We start from the raw sequence: 9065 nt of genomic DNA on the forward strand, positions 1-9065 counted from the left end.
TACGTGAGCGGTGTGCGGCGCCGGTCGGCGCGAGCCGGGGGCCGTGCCCGCCGCGGGCCGCGGTCTGCCGGACTTCCGGCTGCCGCCTTCCGGCCCGCGCCCTGTATTCCGGATCCATTCATGTCACATCCCGCTTCCTCGTCGCGGCCGCTCGCGTTTCGCGTGAACGGCACGCCGCACACGTTCGACGCTGCGGCGCCCGACGCGCCGCTGCTGCTGGTCCTGCGCAACGACTGCGCGCTCAACGGCCCGAAGTACGGCTGCGGGTTCGGACAGTGCGGCGCGTGCACGGTGCTCGTCGACGGGCAGCCGACGCGTTCGTGCGTCGTGCCGGCCGCTGCCGCGAACGGGCGCGACGTGACGACGCTCGAAGGGCTCGGCTCGCGCGACGCACCGCATCCGGTCCAGCGCGCGTTCATCGACGAGCAGGCCGCGCAGTGCGGTTATTGCCTGAACGGGATGATCATGAGCACGAAGGCGCTGCTCGACCGCAATCCGGCACCCGACGATGCGGCGATCCGCGACGCGCTGCGCTTCAATCTGTGCCGCTGCGGCACGCATCTGGAGATCATTCGCGCGGTGCATCGGGCCGCGCGCTATCTGCGGGGCGACGGCGATGAAGCATGACCCGGGCCTACCCGTGCCGCCCGACGCCGATGCGGGCGACGTGCAGCGCGGCGAATTCACCGTCGATCGGATGCAGCGTGCCGACGACGCGACGCGCATGCATCGCGCGCGTTACGAATGGCCGATCGGCGGCGCGCGTGCGCACGCATCGTTCGATGTCGAAACCCGGACTGCTGCCGACGGGCGGATGACGACGTGGCGTTATCGCGCCCAGGCCGGCGCGAGGCCGGATGTGCGGCGCGCGCCCGGGCCGGCGTCGGACGGCGACGCATCCGCTCCGTCGTCGCCGTTCGTGTATCGACACGCACGGACGTCGATCGAGATGGCCGACGCCGGCCATACGATTCCCGGCCACGCGCATGCGTTCGCGCGCGAATCATTCGTCGACGAACTGGCCGGTGCGTTGAAGCGCGATCCGGTCGCATTGCGTCTGCAGCATCTCGATGCGGCGCGCGACGCGGGGCCGCGCGAGATCATCCGGATGGTCAGCGAGCGTGCCGCGTGGGGCGAGCCGGCCGCCGCGCGCGGGCCGGCATCGGCACATGAGCGCGTCGCGGGGCGCGGCTTCGCGTTCGACGGTGCGCGCGCACGCGCCGAGTCGTCTGCGGACGAACACCCGCCATCCGGCGCCGACCGTGCCGGCGAGCCGCACTGGTCCGCGTGGGTCGTCGACCTCGACGTCGATCGCGCGACGGGCCACGTCGCGGTGCGGCGCGTCGTCGCCGGGCAGGGCGCGGGCGAGCCGGGGCAGGTTCCGATGACGGGCCTGCCCGCATGGCAGATCGAGGCGGCGATTTCGCGCGTAATGGGTGCGCGGCTGTCCGCGCGGCCCGCGCATGACGAAACCGGCGGCGACGCGCGGCCGGACGCGATCGCGCACGAACTCGTCGCGTTCGACGACGCGGCGCCCGGCGCGCATCGCGTGCAGCCGCTCTCGGCATCTGACGCGCAACGGGTCGAACAGGCGGCCGCTCCGGCCGCGGCCGCGATCGCGAACGCGCTGTACGACGCGACGGGCGTGCGGTTCCGCGCGCCGCCGTTCGACGCGGCGCGTATTCGCGACGCGCTGGCCCGGTCCGGGCCGGCCGATGTCCGCGCAAGCCGGTCCGGCGCGCCGCGCCGCACGTCGTCGCGCTGGCGCCGCTGGCTGGCCGGCGGCGGCGCGGGCGGGGCGATCGGCGGGCTGATCGGGCTCGCGTGCGCGATCCTGCCGGGCCCGGCGCCGATCGCGCCGATCGCGCCGGGTGGCGCGGACAGCGCGATGTGGAGCGCGGCGACGCTCGAGCGCGGCCGGCTGATCGCGCTCGCCGGCGATTGCGCGGTCTGCCACACCGCGCCCGGCGGCGCGACCAACGCGGGCGGCCTTGCGCTCGACACGCCGTTCGGCACGATCTACACGACCAACATCACGCCGGATCCGGACACCGGCATCGGCACGTGGTCGTATCCGGCGTTCGCGCGTGCGATGCGCGAAGGCATCGGCCGCGACGGCACGCATCTGTATCCGGCGTTCCCGTACACGGCATTCGCGAAGCTGAGCGAGCCCGACCTGCTCGCGCTGTATGCCTATCTGATGTCGCAGCCGCCGGTGAAGCATGCGCCGCCGCAGACGAAGCTGCCGTTCCCGCTCGACCGGCGGCGCCTCGTCGCCGGATGGAACTGGCTGTTTCACGACGCGCGGCCGTTCGCGCCCGATCCGGCGCGCTCGGCGATGTGGAATCGCGGCAAGTACCTGGTCGACGGCGCCGGTCACTGCGGCGCATGTCACACGCCGCGCAACGCGCTCGGCGCGGAGAAGGGCGCGCGCGCGTACCTGGCCGGCGGCGAGGCCGAGGGATGGATCGCGCCGCCGCTCGTCGCGTCGCCGGCGTCGCCGGTGCCGTGGACCGAAGGCGCGCTGTTCGACTATCTGCGCACCGGCTTTTCCGCGCAGCACGGCGTCGCCGCCGGGCCGATGGCGCCGGTCGTCGCGGGCTTGGCGGCGCTGCCCGAGTCGGACGTCCGCGCGATTGCCCACTATCTGGCCGCGCTGTCGCCGCCGGTCGATGCGTCCGTCGCCGCCGATGCGGCGGCCCGCCGCGCGCACGGCGCGGAAGCGGTCGCGACGCTCGGCCTCGACAGCGGCCGGCGCGCGTTCGACGCGGCGTGCGCGGTCTGTCATGCGGAATCGGGCGGCGTCGGGCATTTCGGCGTGCGTCCGCTGATGGGGCTCAACACGAGCGTCAGCCAGGCCGCGCCCGACAACCTGCTGCGCGTACTGCACGACGGGATCGACCATCCGGCCACCGACGGGCTCGGCTACATGCCGGGCTTTCGCGACGCGTTCGACGACCGGCAGATGGCCGAACTCGCCGCGTACATCCGGGCGCGCTATGCACCGGGCCAGCCGGCGTGGCGAGGCCTGCAGCAAGCATCGGCGCGAATCCGGCAGGCGCGCGCGCACTGATCGGCGCGAGCGCGAGCGCGATCGCGGAGGACCGGCCGCAATCGCGCGACAGCCGGGAAAAGCGACACACGGGCCACACCCCGAACGCGTCGCGGACCGTAATTCTTGCCGGCGGCGGCCCATCGTTTAACCATTCGAAACAATGTGTTCACGGAAAAGGGCATGATCTCCGGCGATCGGGCGGGCATACTGTCGCCTATGTTGCCCAATGCCGTCGAAGCGACGCGCGCTTGCCTCCCATGTCCATTTCCGTGCCTTTCCGATCCCTGCGATGGTTGACCGTCGCGGCTGCCGTATGTTTTCTCGCCGCGTGTTCGACCGCTTCCGACGTCACCACGACGTCGAACCCGAACGTCTTCACCGTGACGACGCGCACGCTCGGCGTGTCGACGACGTGGGCCGACGCCCATGAAAAAGCTGTCAGCGAAGCCACCAACTACTGCACGCAGCGCGGAATGCGCGCGAGCCTGAAGCAGGAGTCGGTGACCGGCGGCCGCCGCGTCGACGCGCGCTCCGAGCTTGCGTTCGAGTGCCACCCGACCTTCGAGACCGCGTCGAACCCGCGCGGGTAAGCGTCGTGCGGCGCTGCGCCGCGAGCGGTCGCGACGCCCGTGCCCGTATGGCTCTGAAATGCAGAACGGCCCGCGATGCCGAGACAGGCATCGCGGGCCGGTGCGCGTCCGTGCGTTGCGTTACGCGCGCGGCTGCGCTTCGTACAGCTTCACGCACGCGGAGAAGTCGAGCGTGCCGAGCCCTTGCTGGCTCATCGACTGATAGAGCTGCTGCGCGAGCGCGCCCATCCACACCGGCTGCCGTGCGCTGCGCGCGGCTTCGGTCGCGAGCCCGAGATCCTTCAGCATCAGGTTCGCGGCGAAGCCGCCCGAGTAGCCGCGTGCGGCCGGCGCCGCCTCGTTGACGCCCGGGTACGGGTTGTACGTGTCCGAGCTCCAGCAGCGGCCGGTCGACGTGTTGATGATCCCGGCCAGCACGGCCGGATCGATGCCGAGCGCGGCGCCGAGCGCCATCGCCTCCGACACGCCCATCATCGAGATCCCGAGCAGCAGGTTGTTGCAGATCTTCGCGATCTGTCCGGTGCCCGTGCCGCCGCAGTGGACGACGTTCTTGCCCATGTCGAGCAGCACCGGGCGGATGCGCTCGAACAGCGCGTCCGGCGCACCGACCATGAAGGTCAGCGTGCCGGCTTGCGCGCCGCCGGTGCCGCCCGACACCGGCGCGTCGGCGAGCGGGCAGTCGCGCTGCGCGGCGGCGTCGGCCACCGCGCGCACGGTGCCCGGATCGATCGTGCTGCAGTCGACGAAGGTCGCGCCGGCGCGCGCGCCGGCCAGCACGCCGTCGTCGCCGAGATAGACGGCGCGCACGTGCTGCGCGGCCGGCAGCATCGTGATCGCGAGCGACGCACGGGCGGCCGCGTCACGCGGCGACGCAGCCGCCGTCGCGCCCGCGCGCACCGCGGCGTCGACCGCGTTCGCGTCGAGATCGAACACCGTCAGCGCGTGGCCGGCCTTGAGCAGGTTGGCGGCCATCGGGCCGCCCATGTTGCCGAGTCCGATGAATGCGATTTCCATGGTCGGGCTCCGTCGGCTCAGCGCAACGCGATCGTCGTGTTCACGCCGCCGGCCGTCGCGTCGTCGTCGAACCAGCGCGCGGTGACCGTCTTCGTCTGCGTGTAGAACTGCACGACCTGCTTGCCGTACGGGCCGAGGTCGCCGAGCTTCGAGCCGCGCGAGCCGGTGAAGCTGAAGTACGGGACCGGCACCGGGATCGGAATGTTGATGCCGACCTGGCCGACGTCGATCTCGCTCTGGAACTTGCGCGCGGCCGCGCCGCTCTGCGTGAAGAGGCCGACGCCGTTGCCCATCGGGTTGCGGTTGACGAGCGCGATCGCATCGTCGAGCGTGTCGGCTTCCATCACGACTACCACCGGCCCGAAGATTTCCTCCCGGTAGATCGACATGTCGGTCGTCACGCCGGAGAAGATCGTCGGGCCGACGAAGTTGCCGTGCTCGTAGCCGGGCACCTGTACGTCGCGGCCGTCGAGCAGCAGCGTCGCGCCTTCCTTCACGCCGGCGTCGATCAGCGACAGGATGCGCGCCTTCGCCGCCTTCGACACGACCGGCCCGACGTCGGTGCCGGCTTCGGCGCCCGCATTGACCTTCAGCGCCTTCGCCTTCTCGACCAGATCGGGCAGCCAGTCGCGCGCGCTGCCGACCAGCACGACGACCGACGTCGCCATGCAGCGCTGGCCGGCCGCGCCGAAGCCCGCGCCGACGAGCGCGTTGATCGACTGCTCGCGATGCGCGTCGGGCAGCACCACCGCGTGGTTCTTCGCGCCCATCATCGACTGCACGCGCTTGCCGTGCTGGCTGCCGAGGTTGTACACGTGCGTGCCGACGCGCGTCGAGCCGACGAACGAGATCGCCTTGATGTCCGGATGCGTGCACAGCCGGTCGACCGCCGTCTTGCCGCCGTGCACGACGTTCAGCACGCCCTTCGGCACGCCGGCCTCGATCGCGAGCTCGACGAGCTGCATCGTCGACAGCGGGTCCTGCTCCGACGGCTTCAGCACGAACGTGTTGCCGCACACGATCGCCATCGGGAACATCCACAGCGGGATCATGCCGGGGAAGTTGAACGGTGTAATGCCCGCGCACACGCCGATCGGCTGGCGCAGCGTGTAGGTGTCGACGCCGCCCGCGACGTTCTCCGCGAACTCGCCTTGCTGCAGCGTGCCGATCGAGCACGCATGCTCGACCACTTCGAGGCCGCGGAAGATGTCGCCCTGCGCGTCGGGCAGCGTCTTGCCTTGCTCGGCCGTCAGCGTGTGCGCGATCCGTTCGAGATTGCGGCGCACGAGATCCTGGAACTTCAGCATGATGCGCAGCCGCGCGCCGATCGGCGTCGTCTTCCAGGTCTGGAACGCGCGCTGCGCGGATGCGATCGCGGCATCGACCTCGTCGAGCGTCGCATACGGCACGCGGCCGATCACTTCCTGCGTCGCGGGGTTGACGATGTCGCCCCATTCGGCGCTTTGCGATTCGACGAACGCGCCGTCGATCAGCAGCTTGGCGGTGGGCAGGGCGAGGGTGGTCTGGGGAACTGCGGCGTTCATGGAACTCTCCGGGTCAACGGTGGTGATGCAAAGGAAAAAGGGTGGCCTGCATGCGCCGCGCGCGTGGGCACGGCGAACGGCAGGTCGAGGTGAAAAGTGAAATCGGATGAAGGCGGGCGGGTGCGAGCCGGTGCGCCCAATCAAGTCCGGGCCGGCCGCATCAGCGCGGTACACGCCAGCGCGAACACGCCGAAGCCGACGAGGTACGCGATCACGTAGTGCGGCTGCCCGCCGCCGGCCTTCAGCAGCGACGTCGCGATCATCGGCGCGAAGCCGCCGCCGATCACGCCGGCGAGCTGTACCGACAGCGAGATGCCGCTGTAGCGGATTTCCGCGGGAAACTGCTGCGCGAACAGCAGCGACTCCGGCGCATACAGGATCGGGAACACGACGCCGAGGCCGAGCACGATCGCCCACCATGCGAACGACGTCTGCTGCGTGCCGAGCATCATGAAGAACGGCGCGGCGAACGCGCACATCAGCACGAGGCCGATCGCGAACATCCGCCGCTGGCCGATGCGGTCGCTCAGATGCCCGCACAGCGGCATCGTGACGAGCGACAGCGCCGCGCCGGCCGTGATCGCATGCAGCATCTCGGCCTTCGGCAGATGCAGCTGCTGCGTCGCATACGCGAGCGCGAACGTGACGACCATGTAGAACCACGTGTTCTCGGCGGCGCGCGCGCCGACGATCGTCAGCACCTCGCGCGGATGGCGGCGCAGCGCGGCCGTCACCGGCGACTTCTCGGCCTTGCCCTGGCGCTGCATCTTTTCGAAGTCCGGCGACTCGGGCACCTTCGCGCGGATGAACCAGCCGAGGCCGACCAGTGCGATGCTCGCGAGGAACGGCATGCGCCAGCCCCACGACAGCATGTCGGCGTCCGGCAGCGCGGCGACCGCGGCCATCGCGACCGACGACAGGATCAGTCCGAGCCCGACGCCCGTCTGCGGCAGGCTGCCGAACAGCCCCTTGCGGCCCGTCGGCGCGTGCTCGACGGCCATCAGCACCGCGCCGCCCCATTCGCCGCCGACCGCCATCCCCTGCAGGAAGCGCATCGCGATCAATAGCGCGGCGGCCCAGTAGCCGATCCGGTCGTACGACGGGATCAGCCCGATGATCATGCTCGGCACGCCCATCAGCAGCAGCGTGATCATCAGCATCGACTTGCGGCCGATGCGGTCGCCGAAGTGGCCGAACACGATGCCGCCCATCGGCCGGCCGATGAAGCCGACCGCGAACGTGCCGAACGCGGCCAGCGTGCCGACGACCGGGTCCAGCGACGGGAAGAAGATGCGGTTGAACACCAGCGCGGCGGCGGTGCCGTAGAGGAAGAAGTCGTACCACTCGATCGTGGTGCCGGCCATGCTGGCCCAGCCGGCCAGCAGGTAGTGCTTCGCGGTGCGCGCGGGCGCGGGTGTCGCGATGGTCGCATGCTCGTCGAGGGTGGATCGGGTCTGCATGGTGTCTCCGGTTTTATTGCCCGCGGCTCATGGTCCGCAGGTCACGGTCGAGTATAGTTATGCGCAGATCCATGATGTACCGACAAGAAAACCGGTTGGATGTGCATTTATGCATATCGACGGCCGGCCCGGAGACACCCGCCTTTTTTCCCGCCGATGCGACACGCCACCGAGCCGGTTTCCGGCAACCTGAACTGGGACGACCTGCGCTTTTTCCTCGAAGTCGCCCGCACGCAGCGCGCGAGCGGCGCGGCGAAGCGGCTCGGCGTCGACTACACGACCGTCGCGCGGCGCATTCGCGCGCTCGAGGCCGCGATGGGCACGCTGCTGTTCGACAAGTCGCGCTCCGGCGGCTTCACGCTGACGGCCGAAGGGCAGCGGCTCGTCGCGTATGCGGACGCGATGGAGACGACCGTGCAGTCCGCGTGCGACCAGGTCGCGAACACCGGCGAGGCGTTGTCGGGCCACGTGCGGATCGGCTCGACCGAAGGGTTCGGCTGCTTCTTCCTCGCGCCGCAGCTCGCGCGCTTTCGCGTCGCGCATCCGCATGTGACGGTCGACCTGCTGCCGGTTCCGCATTTCGTCAACCTGCCGAAGCGCGAGGCCGATCTCGCGATCACGCTCGAGCGGCCGGAGCGCGGGCCTTACGTGGTCACGAAGCTGTGCGACTATCAGCTGCGGCTCTACGCGACGCGCGACTATCTCGCGAATCATCCGCCGATCGCGTGCACCGGCGATCTCGCCCGCCATGCGTTCATCAGCTACGTCGACGATCTCGCGTTCAGCAGCGAGTTGCTGTACCTGGAGCGCGCCGTGCCCGGCGCGACGGCCGGCTTGCGCACGACCAGCGCGATCGCGCAGGTGTTCGCGGCGCTGCAGGGCGGCGCGCTCGCGATCCTGCCGTGCTTCATGGCGGCCACGCAGCCGGCGCTGGTGCCGGTGCTGCCGGATCACGTGGTGGTCACGCGCTGCTTCTGGCTGACCTGCCGCGAGGATCTGCGCAAGCTGCGGCGCGTGACGGCGCTGTGGGATTACCTGCGCGCCGCGGCGGACGCGAATCGCGCGTTGCTGATGGGGGAGTCGGAGCGGCTGCGGTTCGTCGGGGAGCCGGAATAGCGGATCGGCGGGTGACGCGGATGGTGGCGTTGCGGGAACGCATGACGCCGGTTCGAACGTCGTTGAATCGCGGATGCGTCAACGCCGCTGAGTTCACCGTCGCGGCGACCCGCAACGGGCAGCGCCGCAACGCAAGCGCCCCGCCCGGGCCGGGCGGCTCGGACGGGGCGCTTCATGTCGGGCAGACCGTACGCTCGAGCGGCTTCGACGTGCGCCGGATGCGCGCCGGAACCGCCGCAAGCGGGCGGGCGCGGCTCAGCTCTTGTCGTACGAGAACTGGATGCCG

General features: G+C 70.7%; 7 protein-coding genes. 4 read left to right on the forward strand and 3 right to left on the reverse strand.

The window, feature by feature from the left end; genetic code table 11:
* Window positions 1–120 precede the first annotated feature (120 nt).
* From Q3A80_RS26535 to Q3A80_RS26545, 3 genes are all read left to right on the forward strand, one after another.
* Entirely contained in the window at window positions 121–627 is a 507-nt protein-coding gene (locus tag Q3A80_RS26535) for a (2Fe-2S)-binding protein (protein WP_446331784.1), read from the forward strand.
* The gene (locus tag Q3A80_RS26540; RefSeq protein ID WP_446331785.1) at window positions 617–3073 is read left to right on the forward strand and encodes a c-type cytochrome; all 2457 of its coding nucleotides are present in this window, start codon (window positions 617–619) and stop codon (window positions 3071–3073) included. Before Q3A80_RS26535 ends, Q3A80_RS26540 begins: the two co-directional genes overlap by 11 nt.
* 239 nt (window positions 3074–3312) lie before the next feature.
* The gene (locus Q3A80_RS26545; RefSeq protein ID WP_446331786.1) at window positions 3313–3645 is read left to right on the forward strand and encodes a hypothetical protein; all 333 of its coding nucleotides are present in this window, start codon (window positions 3313–3315) and stop codon (window positions 3643–3645) included.
* 120 nt (window positions 3646–3765) lie between these two features.
* Here the strand turns inward: Q3A80_RS26545 and mmsB are convergent, their stop codons facing one another.
* The 3 genes from mmsB to Q3A80_RS26560 all read right to left on the reverse strand — a co-directional run bounded on the left by mmsB (window position 3766) and on the right by Q3A80_RS26560 (window position 7663).
* Window positions 3766–4659 carry a 3-hydroxyisobutyrate dehydrogenase gene (gene mmsB, locus Q3A80_RS26550; protein ID WP_446331787.1) on the reverse strand — a complete coding sequence of 298 codons (894 nt, stop codon included), beginning with the start codon at window positions 4657–4659 and terminating at the stop codon, window positions 3766–3768.
* 17 nt (window positions 4660–4676) lie between these two features.
* The gene (locus tag Q3A80_RS26555; RefSeq protein ID WP_446331788.1) at window positions 4677–6203 is read right to left on the reverse strand and encodes a CoA-acylating methylmalonate-semialdehyde dehydrogenase; all 1527 of its coding nucleotides are present in this window, start codon (window positions 6201–6203) and stop codon (window positions 4677–4679) included.
* A 140-nt stretch (window positions 6204–6343) separates the two neighbouring features.
* Window positions 6344–7663 (reverse strand): MFS transporter, encoded by a 1320-nt coding sequence (locus tag Q3A80_RS26560; protein ID WP_446331789.1) that lies wholly within the window; start codon window positions 7661–7663, stop codon window positions 6344–6346.
* Between the two features lie 156 nt (window positions 7664–7819).
* On the opposite strand from Q3A80_RS26560, the gene Q3A80_RS26565 reads away from it, so the two are divergent.
* On the forward strand, window positions 7820–8779 hold the full coding sequence (locus Q3A80_RS26565) for a LysR family transcriptional regulator (RefSeq protein WP_446331790.1): 960 nt from the start codon (window positions 7820–7822) through the stop codon (window positions 8777–8779).
* Window positions 8780–9065: the final 286 nt, after the last annotated feature.

The sequence above is a fragment of the Burkholderia sp. SR8 genome, assembly GCF_052851275.1.